The sequence below is a fragment of the Desulfovibrio sp. genome, from assembly GCF_047607245.1.
Taxonomy (GTDB): domain Bacteria; phylum Desulfobacterota; class Desulfovibrionia; order Desulfovibrionales; family Desulfovibrionaceae; genus Desulfovibrio.
In genome coordinates this window covers 1-19,605 of the sequence record NZ_JASGDK010000111.1, presented here as the reverse complement: position 1 = coordinate 19,605, position 19,605 = coordinate 1, and the positions used below count along the sequence as shown (strand labels likewise).

Genomic DNA, 19,605 nt, shown 5'->3' with positions numbered 1-19,605 from the left:
GATGAAAGCGCAGGCCCTGCACCTTGCCCGTAAACCGGCCCGCAGGCAAAGTCAGGTCAAGGCAGGGGACCCACAGGGGTGGAGATGGTCCAGGTTTGTCCAGGCCAAAGGGTTATGCTGGCGCATTGCCCACCCGGATGAAAGCGCAGGCCCTGCACCTTGCCCGTAAACCGGCCCGCAGGCAAAGTCAGGTCAAGGCAGGGGGCCAGTGCCTCTTCATCTTTTTCAGTCCAGTAGCCGCTCAACCTTCCCTTGCGCGTCAGGATGCGCTTGAGCGCACCGCCAGGATGCCACGACAGCCATTCAGCTGGCAAAAGTCCCAGAGGTGTAGGCACGCTGGTTTGATGCTGCAATTCCAGGCTGCGCCACATGCCGTTGGGGTAGAGTGTAAAACTGTTTTCACAACTGCGGCGCACGTCGGTGACGTCGTGCAGGGGCATGAGCCAACCGTGAGGCGTGGGAGCCATATCCGGCGCAAGGCAGTGGCAAGCGCGGGGAGCGCCGTTGTCCCAGCGGGAAAGAACATGCACATTATGCATACACCCGTAAGGAGTTGCCACTGTTTCAAACTTTGTGGAAGAGCTCATGGTCTGTCTCCGTTGCTGCTGTTAGGCGCTTGGTTGCACAGGGCGTGCGAGATGCGCAGGCGCAGGTTGCCTTCCGGCGTTCGCGAACGGGAGCAGGTCAGGTTGCGTTCTTTCATATGCCCGTCAAGCCAGGGAGGCATGTGTGAACAGATGATCTCAAGCTCCACAAAAGGCGTTGAGGCCAGAAAGGGACGCAATGCTTTTTTGGACGAGACTTCAGGGTGCGCCGCCTGCACTTCCATAAGGTTAATCCTGTAGCTCCCCGGAGTGTCGCCTGAAACGGGTTCTGTGGGAACCTGTGCGGAGGGCTCGGCTTCGGCCGCCACCTCAGCCGCCAGAGCATCCAGAATGTCGGGGCTGAAGCTTTCCAGCTCGCACAGGCAAAAACCCATCTGGCTGAACTCATTGTACGCCAGCCCTGAAATGGACGTTCCGGCGATGATGGCGCCTTGAGGCAATTGTCGGTCAAGAACCTTTATGCGGTCGCGCATTTCCGCCAGTTCATAACAGCCTGAAAGAGTGAAGGGGATGGCCTCCAGTTGCTGCCATGCGGCCGTAGGGGCGATATTTATTTCGCCGCCGCTGGCGTTGGTACTGGCGCTGCGCTGCCATACAGCCAGCCGGGTGCACTGCTTGATGGTGGTCAGACATTCGTGATCGTCTTCCAGAAGGACAATGTAGGTGCATTCCATATCAGCCTCACTGGCCGGATTCTTGCCGGAATCCGTTTTAGGGCAGTTTTAAAATACTTTGTTACGGCGATGGCGTCAGGTGTCAGCCATCAGCCGTATGCGTAGTTGCAGCTGTTGCGCTTGCCGGAACCTTTAGAGCATTGCCGTCTTGCTACGGCGTAGATATTTGCCTGGCAGATGCTTTGGCAGCGTGGCTGTTTTCAATCTTTGAAAATATGCTGCCAAGAGTGTTCTGCTTCAGGTGGTGCGCGTTCTTCATGAAGAGGGGAACGTGTGGTGGGCGCGTCGCACGACGGGCACATTCCACGCTTCCAGAAGAGGGCGCGGGATAAAGGGTGCGGCCTTTCTTTCAAGGCGGGCCGCGCCCTGACCACTGACGGCGCAGGTAAGATGTTCAAGGCGGTCCAGAGCCGCCGTGAAAGCTCCCATGCTGCAGTTGCCAGCCCTTTCGCCAATGCCCCACAGGGTGGTGTCCACATAGCGCGCACCCGTGTATGCGGCCATAAGCGAGTTGGGCACCGCCATGCCCAAGTCGTTGTGGGCGTGTATTTCTGCTTCCAGCCCCTGCCGCAGCACCAGCCGTACGGCTTTGGCCACGGCGTCCGGCGTGTATCTGCCCACCGTGTCGCTGAGGCGTATGCGCCGGGCTCCGGCCTGGGCTGCCACTTCCACCGCCTGGCCCAGCTGTTGCTCTGTGGTGCAGGAAACATCCTCAAAACCCACGCTGACCTCAGCACCGCCCGATGCCGCCAGCCCAACGCATTGCCGCAGGGCTGCCATGACCTTTTGACGGTCGCTTTTGAGCTTGCTGCATATCTGCCGGTCAGAAAGGGGGCAGCACACGTGAATGACATGCGGCGCGCAGGCCAGGGAATTTTTGATGTCGCTTTCGCAAAGGCGGTTCCAGGTGGATATGCGGGCCTGAAAGCAGACATCCATAATTTTGCGCAGGGTTTTTCTTTCGTCCGGCCCCATCGCCGGAATACCCGCCTCTATCTGTCCCACACCCGCAGCGTCCAGCAAGGCCGCCAGACGCACCTTGAGACTGCGCGAAAACGCGAAGCCGGGGGCCTGTTCGCCATCACGCAATGTGGTGTCCACAAGAATGACGTCAGCCATGTCTTTTCTCCAATGGACGGATTCCTGTTTTGGCGGCGGCGTGCCGCTTTTCGCCGAAAGATGTTTTGATGGATTCACAAAGCGCAGCGAACTGTCTGTCGCTGAGGCTGTGCTGCTGGCGCACGGCCATTTTTTGTACGGCTGCCAGCAGGCGGTTTTCGTGTGTTTCCATAAGGCTGATGTTCATTTGGACGGCTTTGAGGCGCAGGGCCGCCCTGCCTGAGTGCTTGCCGATCACGATACTGCGCTCCAGCCCCACGCTTTCGGGCGGGTACGTTTCATAGAGCGTGGGGTTCTTCGCAATGCCATCCACATGAATTCCAGACTCTACCGCAAAAATGTGGTCGCCCAGCACCGCTTTGTGCGGAGAAACGCTAAATCCGGCAGTTCGCAACAGGGCCACGGCCTCGGGCAGCTTGTGCAGGTTGCGCAAGCCCGTGTGCACGCCTTGGCTTTCAAGGCATAAGGCCACTTCTTCAAGCGCTGGGCCTGAAGAGGTTCCGTGCAGGGCCGAGCCGCCAATGCTGCCGGCCACACGCTTGCCGCCCCGTAGCAGCCACAAAACAGCCAGGGCGGTGGCGCACCCTGCCTGATCGCCCGGGCAGAATTCCAACACATCGCGCAAGGTCATGAATTTGTCGAAAAAGCCAGACTCCGTGAAGGGAAGGGCGTCGTCACAGCCACCCATGCGCAGCCAAGTTGATTGCCCGTCCGGAGCTGATGCCGCGCCTGCCTCGCTGATTCTCGCCCCAAGGTTGCCTGTTTCAAACGGGCTCGTTTCTACACTGGCTGTTTCAATGATGTTTGGCCTGGCGGTTTCTGGTTTGTATCCGTCTGCTTCAAATACGTCTTCTGTTGCAGCAGGCAGCAGGAGGGCATGCTGCTCTGTACAAAATCCTGCCTTTGGGTCCGCAGGCGAAGCAGCATGCAGAGATCCCAGCAGGTCAGAAGGAATTTCCACAAGAAAACCCATATCCTGCAAAAGAATCCGCCAACGCCCGGCCCAACTGGTAAATTCTTCGTGCGAAAGCCTGGGCCTGCGGCGGCTGGAACCTGAACGCAAGGCCGTGCTGAAGAGGCTGAGTGTGGTATCCAGCAGTTGAACTGTATGCATTGTGGCAGGCCTGCCTTTGGCTGGTTATGCCCGAAAGAACGACGCGGCCCGCCAAGCCTCGGGCCGCGTCGCGAGAATGATGACCTCAACCGCAAAGGGCCCTGGCTGCCTCGTTAACGGCCTTGTCCACCTTCTCATAGCGGGTAAAAACGCTGATGCCTCTGGTTTGCAGCTTTTCCAGCGGGCTCGCGCCGATGCGCAGGGCCACCACGCCTTCACAGTCCTGCACTGCGGCCAGAATGCCGTCCATACGTCCTGCCTTTTCACCGCAGTCGTCCATGCCCTTGCAGTAGCGGGACACGCTGCGTGTTTCCACAAAGCTGGCTTCACGTCCGTCACTTTCATAGATGAAGAACTGGTCAGCCTGCCCAAAGTGCTGGTCCACAGTGCCACCTGTTTTGGAAGCCACCGCAATGCGGATGCGCCGGGCAATGGGCGCTGGGCTGGCAGCGTGGTCTTCTGCCGGAGCTGGAGTCTTGTCGATTTTGATGGGCCGATAGTCTATGGAGCGGTCATCCGCCAGAAGTCCCACAGCATCGGCGCGGCACTGCTTGCAGTGGTACATCTGCTTGAGGGTCGGCTCGCAGCGCTTGCGCATGTCCATAAGTTCCTTGTTGCTCACAAGGGGCATGTGTTCAAAGGCGCTGCCCTTGACCGGAATAAGCTGCATGATGTTGGTCAGCTCTGCGCCAAGGTCGCGCACTGTTTCCACAACCTTGGGAATATGGTGGTCGTTGATGCCCTTAAGCAGTACCGTGTTGACTTTGCACACGATGCCAGCCGCCGTAAGCGCCCGCAGCCCAGCCAGCTGGTTTGCCAGAAGCAGGGCGGCCGCGGTTTCGCCCGTGTATCGCGTTCCGCCGAAGTCAGCATAGCGGTATATGCGTGCCCCGATGACGGGATCAACGGCATTAATGGTCACAGTGGCGTGGCTGACGCCAACACGCTTCATGTCTTCCACGTGCTCAGGCAGGGCAAGACCGTTGGTGGACATGCAGAACGTGATGGCCGGATCTTCAGCACGGATCATTTCAAGCGTGCGAAAGGTCGCTTCGGCATTGGCAAGGGAGTCGCCAGGTCCGGCTATGCCTACCACCGTGAGGTTGGGCATGTCGCGCCGCACCTGAATAAAGCGGTCAAATGCCTGTTCCGGAGAAAGCACAGCGGTGGTCACGCCGGGGCGGCTTTCGTTGGGGCAGTCGTATTTGCGCAGGCAGTAGTTGCAGCTCAGGTTGCACATGGGCGCGATGGGCAGATGCAGCCGGGCAGACGTGGCGCAGGCCCCGCAGGTAAAACAGGGATGGGATGCCGTGCGCTCGCTGACGCTCGGAACAGCAGGGGATGGCGCAGGCCGCTCTGTATGCGACGCGGCCTGCGGATCCGCCTGACTACAGGTGGGGGTACTGGCTGGTGTACTGGCGGTGTTCTCTTCTTCAGCCCTGTAGTACTTGCGGAACAGTTCTTCGCGAAAGCTGACCTCGGTGCGTGCCAGCATGGCATTGGCAGTGGATTCCATAAGGGATGTGCCTCCGTCGTAGAGCAGAATACGTGTGCGCTGGCCCCCCATTCTGTCGTGGATGGGAAAGCCGTAGCGCAGCAAGGGAATGTGGTGGCGCTCTTCAATGCGATGCCCGTCGCCGTTGCCGATCATGAGATTTACCTTGCGCTCCGTCACCGCGTTTTCGATGGCAGTAAAATCAGCAAAATCCAGAATGTCAAAACCTTCCACAAACTGGGTCTCGGCGGCTTTGGTCATGATGGGACGCAGGGCCGCGTCCAGATCGGGGCAGCGCGCTCCCGTGGCGGCGACCAGAGGCGTCACGCCGTTTTCACAGCAGGCGTGCGTAAGGGCGTGCACCATATCTGGTTCGCCAAATACGGCGGCGCGGCATTGGGCGTTATACTTGTGGGCGTCTATCATCGCGTCTAGATGCCGGGCGCGGTCCTGCCGCACGCTGGCGGGGATTTTTCCGCCCAAAGCTTCGAGTGTGGATACAAATGCGTCGGTCAGGTTCAGGCCTATGGGCAGACCCATGCGCAACAAAGGCACGCCGTGGGCTTCGCGCAGATATGCGCCGGGGGAATATTCCTCGGGGCAGAAGGGGGCCAGTTCCAGCGTCATGCGTGCGCCCGCCATAAGGGATATACTTTCAAGGGACGTGCCGTGCTGGGGCAGGCGGTTATAGGTTTCCTCATGCCCGCCGTCCAGATTCTGCGAGAGATCTGGCAGCAGCACATAGCCGAGGCCGCTTGCATCCAGCAGGTCCTTGAGCGCCCGCGTGTCGGCAGCGGAAAGATGGCCTGTGATGATGTTGATGCTGCCATTGGGTGCGGGATTCATAGGCACATGGCGCACCACGGCGTGCAACGCGCGAAAAAATCCTTCGTACTGCGAACCGCCGTAGCCGGGCGAGGCCACAGGGATGATGGTGGCCATTACTTCAGGGTGGCTTTCGTAAAAGTCCTTGATGATGGCGGGCACATCTTCGCCGATGGTTTCGGCCAGGCAGGTGGTGGCCACGCCGATGACCTCGGGCTGATAGAGCCTGATGAGGTTTTCCAGCCCCTTGATGAGGTTTTTCGCGCCGCCGAAAACTGTACCTTCTTCAGTCAGGGAGGATGAGGCGATGTCCACGGGTTCATTGTAGTGTGTGGCCATGTGCCGCCGGATGTAGGTGCTGCACCCCTGCGAACCGTGCAGTATGGTCATGCACTTTCTGATGCCGTAAAAAGCTGTGGCCGCGCCCAGGGGCATGCACATCTTGCAGGGGTTGGTGTTCAGGTTTACCAGGTTGGCGCTCATCGTCGTCTCCTTGTTTCCGCGGGCGGAAGCGGCGCGGTCTTGTAATGCGGCTTGGCTGTGCGACTTGGCTATACGTGTGTTGCTGACAAGGCCTGACGTACCAGAGCAGCCTGTGCAGCGGCTGTGGCGGCGTACGAATCGGCCCCCCGCGTGTGGTTCCATACGGGGCTGTTCAGGGAAAGATTCACCTCGCGGGTGAAGTTTTCCACGCCTTCAAAACCGCCCAGGGCGTGCTTGCGCTCATGATTGTGATCGCAAAAGGCAATACCCAGTTTGTATGCCAGCGGGCGCTCCTTGACGCCGCCCACCAGAATGTCCGCGCCTTTTTCCTTCATAAAGGCTTCCAGCTCCGCCGGATTGGCGTCGTCCAGAATGACGGTGCCGGGATTCACCAGACCTGCGATGATTTCATAATCCTCGGGCTTGCCGGTCTGTGTGCCCACCAGCACAGTTTCAATGCCCATTTCATTGAACTGGCGTATGAGCGAAATGGCCTTGAAGCCGCCGCCCACGAAGATAGCGGCCTTTTTGCCCACAAAGTGGGGCTTGTAGCGGTCAAGAAAATCTGTGGCTTCCACAGAGCACTTGCTGATGATGGCCTCGGCGCGATGCAGGGCCTGCGCGTCGCCCAGCCGCTCGGCTATTTGCCGCAATGCTGTGGAGGTGTCCTCCACGCCAAAGAAGCTGGCGCGCATCCAGGGCACGCCCAGTTCGTCTTCCATCCGGCGGGCGAGGTACATCATGGATCCCGCGCACTGCACGATGTTGAGCTGGGCCGCCGGAGCCTTGATAAGGGCTTCATAGGCCGCATCGCCCGTAATGGCGGAAACTACGGGAATGCCCATCTCACGCAGGTAGTTCTTGATGATCCACATTTCTCCGGCCAGATTATAGTCGCCAAGAATGTTGACGCCCTGAATCTTGGGCTGGTCTGCGTGGGGCAGCATGAGCTGCATGAGAGCGTTGCAGGCCATGCGGTAGCCAGTGGACTTTGTGCCCGAAAAGCCCGGAGCCTTGACGGCAATAACGCGGATGCCGTGCTTCTTTTCGGCTTCACGGCACACGGCTTCCACATCGTCACCGATGACGCCCACAATACAGGTGGCGTACACAAAGATGAGCTTGGGGGCGTAGTTGGCCACGGCTTCGCCAATGGCGGCGGTGAGCTTTTCCGCTCCGCCAAAGACGATGTCCTTTTCCTGAAGGTCAGTGGAAAAGCTGTTGCGAAACAGCTCCGACCCGCTGGTAAGGCTGCCGCGGATGTCCCAGGTGTAGCTGGCGCAGCCGATGGGCCCGTGCACGATATGAAAGGCGTCGGTAATGGGGTTGAGTACCACGCGCGCGCCGCAGTAGACGCATGCCCTCTGGCTTATGGCTCCGGCCACGCTGGCCGTGTCGCAACGCATGCCGTTGCCGCTGCAGCCGCCGCTGTTCCCCTTCGCATTTTCCGCGCCCTTGTCTTCCTTGGTCTGGATGGACTGGCGGCGTTCTTCAAGAATCTCAGTGGACATGGGGAACCCCCTTGGGGGGCGGGACCGTGGCGGCCCCGCCCGATTACGGCCTTGTGGCCCTACATAACAAGTTCCAGATCTTCATCCGCACAGTGGCGGTCGTATTCGTCCATAAGGGCGTCTGCGATTTTTGTGGCCAGGTTGAACGCCCCCCGGTAGCCCACGATGGTCTGCGAGCCGTGGCCGTAGCGGTCGAGTATGGGAAAGCCCGCCCGTACCAGAGGAATGTTTTCGGCCTTGGCTATCTGCTTGCCGTGCGAGTTGCCCAGCAAAAGATCCACAGGTTCGTTTTTGATGAACTGGTGCAGGTCAAAGAGGTCTTTGGCGGCAAAGGCCTGGCACTGCGATTCCTTGCCGTATTCCTTGAACAGGGCCGTGGCCAGCCTGACAAATGCTTCACCGGGGGTACCCGTCAGCACGTAGCTTGGGGTCATGCCCAGTTCGAGGCAGAAGCGGGCCAGACCAAGCACGGTGTCGGGGTCGCCGTACACCGCCACTTTTTTGCCATAGAAGTAAGGGTTGGCGTCCAGCATGAGGTCCAGCAGGCGGCCGCGTTCTTCTTCAAGGTAGGCGTCCACATCGCCGCCGTTGAGCGAGGCGAGAGCCATGATGAAGGTGTCGGTATCTGCCAGACCCAACGGCAGGGGCAGAAGGTCGTATTCCACGCTGCATTTACGCTTGAGCTGGCTGGCTGGTTCTTCGCTGGTGAGGCGGCCAAGGGCCAGCACCTTGCGGCAGGAGCCGAGCGCGCGGATTTCGTCAATGGTGGTGCCGCCGTCAGGATACATCTTGTACTCGCCCGTCATCGGGGCATCCATAACGTTGGAGCAGTCGGGGAACATGATGTTCCTGATCTTCATGCGCTTGAGCAGATGCTTGTACTCGCGGATGTCGCCGGGGTTCACGAAACCGGGAAACACCCCTACGGTTTCTGTGGTTTTGCCTTTGGCAGCCAGATACTTGATGAAGCCGGCCATCATGTTGGCAAAGCCCGTGACGTGCGAACCCACGTAGCTGGGCGTGTTGCAGTGCACCACAAGCTTGCCTTCGGGAATGTCCATCTCCTCAATATAGGTATTGAGGTCGTCGCCGATGGTTTCGGAAAGACAGGTGGTGTGTACGGCGATGATGTCCGGGTCGTAGACATCAAAGGCGTTTTTGGCGCCCTGGCGGATGTTGGCCCCGCCGCCGAACACGCACGCGCCTTCAGTGAAGGAGCTGGTGCAGGCAATGGCCGGTTCCTTGAAATGGCGGCTCAAATAGGTGCGGTGATAGGATACGCAACCCTGCGAACCGTGGCTGTATGGCATGCAGTTGTGCACGCCCAGGGCTGCCAGAAGCGCGCCCACAGGCTGACAGGTCTTGCAGGGGTTGATGAGTGCGCCCGTACGATTGATATGTGTCTTGGGTGTGAGGTCGAGCATTACTTTTCTCCCACTGTGCCTTGCAGGGTGGGGCGGGTCTTCCAGGGCGGAGTGACCATGTGCCACGCCGGGGTGAAGTAGCCCAGGCAAACGTCTTTGGCGAACTGCACAGCGCCCTTGAAGCCCGCGTAAGGGCCGCTGTAGTCATAGCTGTGCAGCTGGCGTGAGAGCGTTCCCGCCTTTTGCAGGGCATACTTGTCCTTGATGCCGGAAAAAAACATGTCCGGCTTGAGAACTTCCATAAACTTGTCGGCCTCGTACATGTTGAGGTCGTCCACCACAAAGGTGCCCGTGTCCATGTCGCGAATCATGCCGTCGTATTTTTCAAGAGGAATCAGCGCGGCAAGCTTGTCGTATTCCCCCTGGGTGAGGTACGCGTGGTATTTCTTCTCGTCTTTTTCCACGGTGATGTGTTCGATGTTCTTGCTGTCGGCGTCGTCCTTGATGTCGGGGATGACTTCGCGGCCTTCATAGTCGTCGCGGTGGCCGAACTCGTAGCCCGCCAGCACGGTGCGCACGCCCAGTTCCTTGAGCAGGCCCTGATAATGGTGCGAGCGGCTGCCGCCCACAAAAAGCGCGGCGGTAAGGCCATTGAGGCGGGCCTTGGCGGCGGCCATTTCGTCCTGAACCTCGGCCAGTTCTTCGGCAATGACTTCTTCCGTGCGCTGGGCAAGGGCCGGATCGCCAAAGTAAGCGGCCATGTGGCGCAGGCTTTCTATGGTTCCTTCAAGGCCGATGAAATTGACCTTGAGCCAGTCCACGCCATACTTGATCTTCATCATTTCAGCGATGTAGTTGATGGAGCGGTGGCACTGCACAAGGTTGAGGTTGGCTTTGTGGGAACTGGCGATGCGTTCAATTTCGCCGTCACCCGTAAAGACGGAAACCACTTCGTAGCCGATTTTTCTCAGTATGCGTTCCTGTTCCCAGCCATCGCCGCCGATGTTGTATTCGCCGAGAATGTTGATGGAATACTTGCTGGCAGGCTCGTAGCTGCCCGTGCCGATGACCCGCTTCATGAGACCGTTGTTGGCGATATGGTGCCCGGCTGACTGGCTGACGCCCTTGTAGCCTTCACAGTTGTACGCCACGCAACGGATACCGTATTCCGCTTCGGCCTCGGCGGCCACGGCCTGAATGTCGTCGCCGATAAGGCCCACGGGGCAGGTGGCGGCGATCATGATGGTTTTGGGGTTCATGAGCTGCATGATTTCATCAATGGCGGCCTTGAGTTTCTTGGTGCCGCCAAAAACGATGTCCGGTTCCTGCAGGTCTGTGGTGAAGCAGTACTGGGTGAAGTTGGGTTCGCCTTCTTCGGCTCTGGCCTTGTTGCGGCGTGTGCCCCAGCTGTAGAAACCGCAGCCCACGGGGCCGTGGGTAATGAGCACCATATCCTTGATGGGGCCAAGCACCACGCCCTTGCAGCCTGCATAACAGCAGCCACGGTTGGTCATTATGCCGGGGATGGCGCGGGTGTTGGCCGTGATCTGCTGCGCTTCATCCGGATTGATTCGGAGCATGTGCTCCTTGCGGTTCTTGAAAACCTTGGCGTTATAGCGCTCAAGTACTCTGGCGCTGGCGTCCATAGTCATAACTACCTTCCTTATGCGTCAACGCGCTCGCCCGTGCGGACCACGTAGGATTCTTCCACCGGCATGACGAATATTTTGCCGTCGCCGGGGTGGCTTGTGCCGTTAGCTTCAATGATGGCCTTGATTACGGCATCGGCCTTATCGTCGGGCACGCAGATGTTGAACAGGCGCTTGGGGATGAGACGGCCCACCTCGGTCAATGATTCTCCCGTGGGGGTGCGCGGCAGTTCGCCGTTTTCCATAACCATACGCAGGGTAGCGTTATCCATGCCTTTTTTGCCTCTTCCAAGGCATTTGGCGCAGCTGAATGAGGGGCAGCCCGCCTTGGTCAGGGCTTCTTTTGTGGGGCCGACCATATTGGCCCGGACAATGGCGACAATCTCCTGCATGGCGGCCTCCTACAAACCGGCGTTGCCGGTGCTTATGGTCCAGGCCTCGCTGACGGATGACACAAAGATGCGTCCGTCGCCGTAATGTCCGTTTTCGCCCGTACGCGCCACGCGCAGGATAACCCGTATGGCGTCGTCTTTATCTTCATCATTGACCACAAGCATGAGCATCTGCTTGGGTATTTCGTCATATTGTACATCGCCGACCATGATGCCTTTCTGTTTGCCCCGGCCCACGACATCCAGCTTGGTCACTGCGGGAAACCCGGCAGACATAAGCTCGGAAAGCACTTCAGTGGTTTTTTCGGGGCGAATGATGGTGCGGATCATCTGCATTTGTTGTTCTCCCTGATTTTGCGTTGCCTTGCAGCACTGGGCTGTTTTGGCAGTTGGGGGAAATCCGTCCTCTGTGCTGTTTCGCGCGGGCTGCCTGTGCAGCTGCGGTTCAGGCGGACGGTTTGCATCGTAGAATGCGTATCTCCAGCGCAAAGTTCCTACGCGTCCAGAATGCCGTGCTCCATAAGCAGCTCTTCAAGCCTTTCCTGGCTGAGGGGCTTGGGGATGACGAACATGTCGTTGCCGTCAATCTTGTTTGCCAAAGCGCGATATTCGTCGGCCTGACCGCAGGTGGGGTCGAACTCGATAACCGTTTGCTTGTTGATTTCAGCGCGTTGCACCATGTTGTCGCGGGGAACAAAGTGGATCATCTGGCTGCCGATTTCCTTGGCAACGGCGGCCACAAGATCGGCCTCGCCGTCAACCTTGCGGCTGTTGCAGATGATGCCGCCCAGGCGCACGCCGCCGGTATTGGCGTATTTTTTAACACCCTTGCAGATGTTGTTGGCAGCGTAGAGCGCCATCATTTCGCCCGAAGCCACGATGTAAATTTCCTGGGCCTTGCCTTCGCGGATGGGCATGGCAAACCCGCCGCAGACAACGTCGCCCAGAACGTCATAGAAAACGTAGTCAAGGTCTTCGGTATAGGCGCCAAGGCGTTCAAGCAGACCGATGGAGGTGATGATGCCGCGTCCGGCGCAGCCCACACCCGGTTCGGGGCCGCCGGATTCCACGCAGCGGATGCCCTTGAAGCCTTCTTTGAGAACCAGATCAAGGTCGATGTCCTCACCTTCTTCACGCAGAGTGTCGAGCACGCTCTGCTGGGCAAGACCGCCGAGGATAAGACGGGTTGAGTCCGCCTTGGGGTCACAGCCCACGATCATGATGTTCTTGCCCATTTCGCCGAGACCGGCATTGAGGTTCTGTGTGGTGGTGGACTTGCCGATGCCGCCCTTTCCGTAAATTGCTACCTGACGCATGAGATTCCCTCTTGCTTTGATGGTTAGCGCGCCGTATGCGCTTGTCACGTTTTGTGCAGAAAGTGTGCCCTTTGTATAATGCGCTTATATGTTTGATGTTGTTTGTCAGGGAGGGCAGTTTGCAGTACTATTTTGTGCTGTACAGGCCATATACGCAGAAAGAGAGATAAATTTGTTAACTATGAGTATTTGCTAGTTTATAACGAAAAAAATCAGCTCAAAAAAACAAACTTGATACATTTTTGAAACTATGGAGGGAATTTGGAGAGGCCGCTGCACACAGTGGCGTAGTGCTGCGTTCTGAATGACCTTCTTGAAGTGTGTTGAAGTTAAAAAATATAATTGTTTCAGTGCGGTATGAGCGCATCCCGCGCGGTTACCAGTGCAGATACGATCAAGGAAGTGATTGTGGCAGGGTAGTACGAAGGGGATAATGGGGATTTCAAAGGCGATATGCGCGGGCGGGTGTGCTCACAGTATTCGAAGACCAGTTTCCAACCGTGCGTCCATACGAAGGTTCCTTGAGGGCATCAGTCTGTTGCTGGAAGGCGCTCCGCCCGGCATATGCCTGGTTTTTCGGGTGCAGACCGACAGCATTCGGGTTGGATGCACGGATTGTTTTTGACGTCAGGGCAGCCTGCGGGTATGTTTCAGGTGCATAAGGAGCACGGCCCATCAGGGCTCAGGCTCCGGCTGGCCGCAAAGGCCATGCTGAAAAACCAAGATGTCGCTGTACCTTTGGAGTCTTTTCGGCTCCACCCCCCCAGGTTTCAGTCAGGCAACGGCAGGCGGGCATGTCTGTTGCCGTGTGCCCTGTGCTCCGCCAGCAGGCGGGCACGCCATTTCCGCTTTTGCGCGGATATTGCCCGTACCGGGAATTCCCGGTTCAATTCTGGAAGTGAGGCCACCGTGCATAGCGACGTGCCACCCCTCTTGTCCTTTATGGATGCGGGCCAGTGCCTGGATACCCTTGACCGGGTGCTGACGGCCCTTTCTCCTGGTCACCCCTTTCAAGAATCCTTGCAGGAACTTCTTGCGGCCCTGGCTGAAGACATGCATTTCGACAGGCCGCATATTGTGGTGCAGGACCCTGACAGCGGCGAGCTGCGCCTTTCGTTGTCCTATGGGCAGGCCGACGCGCCTGAGGCTGCCTATGCGCCGGGTTCCGGCATTACAGGGCAGGTTTTTGCCGAGGGCCGGTCCATTATTGTGTCATGTATGCGCGGGCGGGCGGATTTTAAGAATCGCCTGTTTGGCCGCAGTGAAGAAGAGATGGCCCGGCTGGCCTTCATCTGTGTGCCCGTGCATGTGGAAAACGGCGACAAGTCCGAGGTGGTGGGGATTCTCAGCGCAGACACGCCCACAGCGCCTCAGGAAGAGCTGGAGTTACGCCGACGCTTTTTGCAGACGGTCGCCACGTTGGTTGGCAGGCAGGTAGCCCGGCTTCAGGAAGAACTGAGCCGAAGGCATGCCTGTATACTGGCTGACGAACCTGTGGCCAGCGGCATGCCTTCGTCCATCATCGCGCGTTCCAAGAGTCTGCATCACGTGTTGCGGCGGCTTACACAGGCCGGGGCGGGCAAGGCCACGGTGCTGCTGCGCGGTGAATCGGGCGTGGGCAAGGAGCTTATGGCGCAAGCCCTGCACGCGGCCAGCCCACGGCGCAATAACCCGCTGGTCATGCTCAACTGCGCGGCACTGCCGTCAGAGCTCATTGAAGGTGAGTTGTTCGGCTGGCGCAAGGGCGCTTTCACCGGGGCGGTGCAAAACCGGGCGGGTATGTTTCGTCAGGCGGATACGGGTACGCTTTTTCTGGATGAAGTGGGCGATTTGTCGCCCATTGCCCAGGCCAAGGTGCTGCGGGCCTTGCAGGAAGGCGAAATTCAACCCCTTGGGGATGAACGGCGCATCAAGGTGGACGTGCGTCTGGTCTGCGCAACCAACCGCCCGCTGGAAGAGCTGGTGGAGCAGGGGCTGTTTCGCGAAGACCTGTACTACCGCATCAATGTTTTTCCTATTTTCATCCCGCCACTGCGGGAGCGGCCAGAAGACATTTTGCCAATGGTAGAGCACTTTATCGAGATGTTCAGCAAGGAATACGGGCGGCCTGTGCGGCGGGTTTCAACCCCGGCCATTGATATTCTGCTTGGCTACCACTGGCCGGGCAACGTGCGTGAACTTCGTAATGTTCTGGAAAGAGCGGTGCTTATTTGTGACGATGCCGTGCTGCGTTCGCACCACCTGCCCGGCATGCTTCAGGGAGAAAAAAACTCTGCGCCCAACTGGAACACTGGCAATCTGGGTTTGACGGAAACCGTGGCCAACGTGGAGCGTGAACTCATTGCCGCCGCCTTGGTCAAGGCCGGGGGCAATATCCATCAGGCTGCACGGGATTTGAATATAACATATCGTATTATTTATTATAAAATGAAAAAATACGACATAGATTTCAAAAAGTATCTGTCTCTGGTGTAGGAGGGGGCAGGGCGGGAAGCCAGCGCGTATGGATCAGCGGTGTGAGGTGCACCGCAATACCCAGAACAGATTCCCCGGGAGCTTTTTGTTTTACAGGGCATGGCTCCGAAGCGCCGTTCACGTTACAGTTGCACAGTTGTGGTATCCAACGGCATTTATTCGCAAAGGACATGCTGGCTTTTCTATGCCAGCATGTCCTTTGTGTTGACACTCTTCGTGCAGCGTCTATTCTCTTGATGCCCGCATGGGCCGACCTGCTGCCTCTGGCTGTAAGCAGGGCGGCAAGCTGCCTCTGTTCAGGGAACTTCTGAACGCCGTAGCAGCAGCGATTTGCGGAAATCAGAAGAGATGAAAAAGGGGGCTGCATGAAATTCAGTAATATCAATCTGCTTGATGAGCTGGCGCGGCCTGAGCTTGCACCCCTGCTGTCAGCCTTTCATGAAAGGCGCTATGTGCGGCAGGCCATCATCTTTGCCCCCCAGTATGAAGACGATCTTGCGGAGCAGGAGCCGCACAAGCCGCAGGAAGACAATTTTGTTTTCATCGTCAAATCCGGCCTGGTGCGCATCTATCTTTCCTATGGCGAGCGGGAATTCACCATTGCCTTTCTCAAACCCGGCGATCTCTATGTGAGCCATTCCAACGCCTTTGTGCAGGTGCTGGAAGACGCGGTTCTTCTGCTGCTCGATACCCCCACGTTCAACCGATGTATGATGACCATACCCGAGTTCACCGTGCCCATTGTGCGGGTGCTGGGCGGCATGCTGAAAAGCTGTTTCAGTATTATTGACGGTCTCGCCCTGCGCGATGTGACCGTGCGGCTGGCACGGCTGCTCATCGACCTTGCCCACGAGAATGGCGAAAAGCCACAAGAGCGGCTTATCCGGCTGCCCCTTTCTGGCGAAATGCTGGCCCAAACGCTCGGCACATCGCGCCAGACCATTTCCACCCTGCTTACCGACTTTACCCGCTTGGGCATTCTGCAAAAAGAGCAACGCGGCCTGTACCGCATTCTGGACGAAGACCGTCTGCGCGAACTGCTGCACTAAGGAAACGCTGATTTATTTCGTGTGGCGGACTTGCTGCACTTTTTCTGAAACAGTCGAGGACGGAAGAGTCCACTCCTGCTTCAAAAAAGATCGCGTCTTGCCAAACGAAATAACTGCGCGGTTCCAGTTGTCTCTTTAATCAGTGCTTCCTTGAATCTTTCCGACCCTGAACGTATCAGCCTGCCCGGCGGCCGCGAGCCCGGAAAACCGACATGCCGCTGCGTATGTTTTACCGCTTGGTTTTCAGATCCGCAGCCCTGGGTCAGCCGGATCATTTTTTGCCTTTGTTGTGGCGCGCCGCGCCCTTCTGAAACGGACCGATCCTTTTGTCGGGTAGCTGACAGACGAATTCCCTGTATAATGCTATGTTGGTATCAAAGGCATGCAATTGCGTGCCCTGCCTGACGGCAGCAACACTCAGCGTGAGCGAGGACGTTATGAAAGACAAGCTGACTGACATTACCGAAATGTCTATTTGGGAAGACGCCCAGCGCATGCTTGAAAAAGCGCGCAAAGACGGCGTTGAAACCGCATGGGACAGGCTGGCGCAGCAGACGCCGCACTGCCGTTTTTGTGAGCTCGGCACAACCTGCCGCAACTGCGTCATGGGGCCGTGCCGCATCAGTGCCAAGGCCGAGCCCGGCGGCAAGCTTTCACGCGGGGTGTGCGGGGCAGATGCGGATGTTATTGTGGCGCGTAATTTCGGGCGCTTTATTGCCGGCGGTTCCGCCGGGCATTCCGATCATGGCCGGGACGTTATCGAAACTCTTGAAGCAGTGGTGGAAGGCCATGCCGCCAATTATCAGATCCGTGATGCCGCCAAATTGACGCGCATTGCGGCTGAACTGGGCATCGCCGTTGAAGGCCGGGCCATAATCGATGTGGCCGCCGATGTGGTGGACGCCTGTTACAGCGACTTCGGCAGCAGACGCAAAGCAGTGAACTTTGTGTCGCGTGTTCCTGCCAAACGTAAGGAAGTATGGGATAAGCTGGGTATTACGCCGCGCGGCGTTGACCGTGAAATTGCCGAAATGATGCACCGCACCCATATGGGCTGCGACAACGACGCCCCCAACACAATGCTGCACGCGGCGCGTTGTGCCTTGTCCGACGGATGGGCCGGATCAATGATCGCCACCGAGCTGTGCGATATTCTTTTCGGCACTCCCACCCCGCGCAAATCCACAGTCAATCTGGGCGTCATTAAAAAGGAAACCGTCAACATACTGGTACACGGGCACAATCCCGTTGTTTCCGAAATGATACTTATGGCCGCCTGTGAGCCGGAAATGGTCGAGCTGGCAAAAAAGGCCGGGGCCGAGGGCATCACCGTGGCCGGGCTGTGCTGTACGGGCAACGAACTGCTCATGCGCCAGGGTATCCCGATGGCGGGCAACCACCTCATGACCGAGCTGGCCATTGTAACTGGCGCGGTGGAAGCCGTGGTGGTGGACTACCAGTGCATCATGCCGAGCCTTGTGCAGGTTTCAGCCTGTTACCACACCCGCTTCATTGATACTGCCTCCAAGGCCCGCTTTACCGGGGCCATTCACATGAATTTTACGCCAGAAAACGCGCGCGAAGAGGCGCACAAAATCCTGCGCATGGCCATTGATGCTTTTGCCGAACGCGACCCCGGCCGGGTAGACATTCCCGTCGAACCTGTGGACATCATGACAGGATTCTCCAATGAGGCCATTCTTGAAGCCCTAGGCGGCTCGCTCGAACCTCTGCTGGACGCCGTCAAGGCGGGAACCGTGCGCGGCTTCGCGGCGGTGGTTGGCTGCAACAATCCCAAGATCAAGCAGGATTCGGCCAACGTGGGCATCATCAAAGAGCTCATCAAGAATGACATTATGGTGCTTGTTACGGGCTGCGTGACAACGGCTGCTGGCAAGGCCGGACTGCTGATGCCCGAAGGGGCGGAAATGGCCGGGCCGGGGCTGCGCAATCTGTGCGGTGCGCTGGGCATACCGCCTGTGCTGCATATGGGCAGCTGCGTGGACAACGCCCGTATCTTGCAGTTGTGCGCGCTGATCGCCAACAGCCTTGGCGTGGATATTTCTGACCTGCCCGTGGTGGCTTCCGCACCGGAATGGTATTCGGAAAAGGCAGCCGCCATTGGCCTGTATGCCGTGGCCAGCGGCGTATATACCCACCTTGGCCTGCCGCCCAATATTCTGGGTTCGCAGTTGGTGACGGATATCGCCCTTAACGGACTGGAAGATCTGGTAGGCGCATCCTTTGTGGTGGAACCTGATCCGGTAAAGGCGGCTGAGCTGCTGAATCAGCGCATCACAAGCAAGCGCAAGGCACTTGGCCTGAACGCGTAATACAGCGTAACGCAACATTCCGGCTGTGGCGGCGGAGGCTTTAAGGAAGCACTGATTAAAGAGCCAACTGGAACTGCGCAGTTATTTCGTTTGGCAAGGCGCGATCTTTTTTTGAAGCAGGAGTGGACTCTTCCGTCCTCGACTGTTTCAAAAAAGTGAAGCAACGCTGCCAAACGGAATAAATCAGCGTTTTCTTAAGCTTTCGCCGCACGGCCCGAATGTTTGTTCCCGATCCGCCAGAGTAATTTGACGCCACATTGTTTCAGGAGTTGTTATGAAGATTGCTGTTTCCGGCAAGGGGGGCGTGGGCAAGACCACAATGACGGCCTGGCTTGGCGACTATCTTGCGCGCCAGGGGCATAACGTGTGGCTGGTGGATGCGGATACGGCTTTGTCCCTTGGGCAGGCCTGCGGCTTGAGCGCGGCAGAAATGCCCATTGCCTTGAGCCAGCGGCCCGAGCTCGTTCAGGAACGCATACGGCCAGCGGGGCAGGGCGGCATGATGATGCTGAATCCGCATGTCAGCGACTTGCCTGAAATTCTTTCCGCTCCTTTGAAGGTCTGCGGGCCGCCGTTGGGCGACAGCCCCGTGGGCGAAAAGCGCCTGCTGGTTATGGGGGCGCTTACTTCGGCCAATGGCGGCTGCGCCTGCGAAGCCAGCGCCTTGCTCAAGGCTTTGCTGGCGCATCTGGTGCTGGAGCGGAACGACTGGGTGCTGGTGGATATGGAGGCCGGGGTAGAGCATCTTGGCCGGGGCACTGTGGCGCATGTGGACCACCTGCTTGTGGTTTCAGAGCCAAGCATGCGCTCGCTGCAAACAGCGGAGCAGGTGTCGCGCATGGCTGCTGATCTGGGCCTGAAAAAGCAGACCCTGATTCTGAACCGTGCCAGCGCCGGGCAGGCCGCAAATCTTCCCGCTCTGGAACATTTACCGCAACGCCGCGTGGCTCTGCCCGTGGTAGATCAATTGAGCGAAAGGCAGTTGCACTCCGCCAGTGTGTTGGGTCTGGACCAAGACGTGCAAGACAAGCTGGACATTTTTATGGATGATCTGTTGCGCCAGCTTGAAAAGTAGAGATAGCCCTAAGGCCTTTGCATCGCCGCCCTTACTGCTGAGGGATTGTGCGATTTCAGATTTTTGTCAAAGTTTGTGACTGAGGGTAAACCCCGAATAACAAGAGGGAGGCGACAGCCTCCCTCT

The 19,605-nt window shown here is 58.1% G+C and carries 15 protein-coding genes; 4 read left to right on the top strand and 11 right to left on the bottom strand.

From position 1 onward, the window contains the following. Window positions 1–56: 56 nt before the first annotated feature. The 11 genes from QM579_RS09275 to nifH form a co-directional block, all read right to left on the bottom strand. On the bottom strand, window positions 57–587 hold the full coding sequence (locus QM579_RS09275) for a hypothetical protein (protein ID WP_414998881.1): 531 nt from the start codon (window positions 585–587) through the stop codon (window positions 57–59). Further along, window positions 584–1,279: a Fe-only nitrogenase accessory AnfO family protein gene (locus tag QM579_RS09270; protein ID WP_414998880.1), complete on the bottom strand. Its 696-nt coding sequence runs from the start codon at window positions 1,277–1,279 to the stop codon at window positions 584–586. The genes QM579_RS09275 and QM579_RS09270 overlap by 4 nt, the downstream gene beginning before the upstream one ends. A 255-nt stretch (window positions 1,280–1,534) precedes the next feature. Next, window positions 1,535–2,398 (bottom strand): hypothetical protein, encoded by an 864-nt coding sequence (locus QM579_RS09265; RefSeq protein ID WP_414998879.1) that lies wholly within the window; start codon window positions 2,396–2,398, stop codon window positions 1,535–1,537. Continuing rightward, the gene (locus tag QM579_RS09260) at window positions 2,391–3,512 is read right to left on the bottom strand and encodes a hypothetical protein (protein ID WP_414998878.1); all 1,122 of its coding nucleotides are present in this window, start codon (window positions 3,510–3,512) and stop codon (window positions 2,391–2,393) included. The genes QM579_RS09265 and QM579_RS09260 overlap by 8 nt, the downstream gene beginning before the upstream one ends. Window positions 3,513–3,597: 85 nt before the next feature. Continuing rightward, on the bottom strand, window positions 3,598–6,315 hold the full coding sequence (gene nifB, locus QM579_RS09255; RefSeq protein WP_414998877.1) for a nitrogenase cofactor biosynthesis protein NifB: 2,718 nt from the start codon (window positions 6,313–6,315) through the stop codon (window positions 3,598–3,600). A gap of 68 nt (window positions 6,316–6,383) precedes the next feature. After that, on the bottom strand, window positions 6,384–7,826 hold the full coding sequence (gene nifE, locus QM579_RS09250; protein WP_414998876.1) for a nitrogenase iron-molybdenum cofactor biosynthesis protein NifE: 1,443 nt from the start codon (window positions 7,824–7,826) through the stop codon (window positions 6,384–6,386). 59 nt (window positions 7,827–7,885) lie between these two features. Then, entirely contained in the window at window positions 7,886–9,250 is a 1,365-nt protein-coding gene (locus tag QM579_RS09245; RefSeq protein ID WP_414998875.1) for a nitrogenase component 1, read from the bottom strand. Beyond that, window positions 9,250–10,842, bottom strand: coding sequence for a nitrogenase component I subunit alpha (locus tag QM579_RS09240; protein WP_414998874.1), 1,593 nt, complete (start codon window positions 10,840–10,842; stop codon window positions 9,250–9,252). The genes QM579_RS09245 and QM579_RS09240 overlap by 1 nt, the downstream gene beginning before the upstream one ends. A gap of 11 nt (window positions 10,843–10,853) precedes the next feature. After that, window positions 10,854–11,231: a P-II family nitrogen regulator gene (locus QM579_RS09235; protein WP_414998873.1), complete on the bottom strand. Its 378-nt coding sequence runs from the start codon at window positions 11,229–11,231 to the stop codon at window positions 10,854–10,856. Window positions 11,232–11,240: 9 nt separating this feature from the next. Continuing rightward, a complete protein-coding gene (locus tag QM579_RS09230; protein ID WP_414998872.1) occupies window positions 11,241–11,567 on the bottom strand; it encodes a P-II family nitrogen regulator in 327 nt (108 codons plus the stop codon). Window positions 11,568–11,725: 158 nt separating this feature from the next. After that, window positions 11,726–12,547, bottom strand: a complete 822-nt coding sequence (nifH, locus tag QM579_RS09225) for a nitrogenase iron protein (RefSeq protein WP_183718407.1) — start codon at window positions 12,545–12,547, stop codon at window positions 11,726–11,728. A gap of 909 nt (window positions 12,548–13,456) precedes the next feature. Between nifH and QM579_RS09220 the strand changes: the two genes are divergently transcribed. The 4 genes from QM579_RS09220 to QM579_RS09205 all read left to right on the top strand — a co-directional run bounded on the left by QM579_RS09220 (window position 13,457) and on the right by QM579_RS09205 (window position 19,479). Beyond that, window positions 13,457–15,022, top strand: coding sequence for a sigma 54-interacting transcriptional regulator (locus QM579_RS09220; RefSeq protein WP_414998871.1), 1,566 nt, complete (start codon window positions 13,457–13,459; stop codon window positions 15,020–15,022). 365 nt (window positions 15,023–15,387) lie between these two features. After that, window positions 15,388–16,071, top strand: a complete 684-nt coding sequence (locus QM579_RS09215; protein ID WP_414998870.1) for a Crp/Fnr family transcriptional regulator — start codon at window positions 15,388–15,390, stop codon at window positions 16,069–16,071. A gap of 437 nt (window positions 16,072–16,508) precedes the next feature. Continuing rightward, window positions 16,509–18,404 carry an anaerobic carbon-monoxide dehydrogenase catalytic subunit gene (gene cooS / locus QM579_RS09210; RefSeq protein WP_414998882.1) on the top strand — a complete coding sequence of 632 codons (1,896 nt, stop codon included), beginning with the start codon at window positions 16,509–16,511 and terminating at the stop codon, window positions 18,402–18,404. A 274-nt stretch (window positions 18,405–18,678) separates the two neighbouring features. Then, window positions 18,679–19,479 carry a P-loop NTPase gene (locus tag QM579_RS09205; protein WP_414998869.1) on the top strand — a complete coding sequence of 267 codons (801 nt, stop codon included), beginning with the start codon at window positions 18,679–18,681 and terminating at the stop codon, window positions 19,477–19,479. Window positions 19,480–19,605 lie beyond the last annotated feature (126 nt).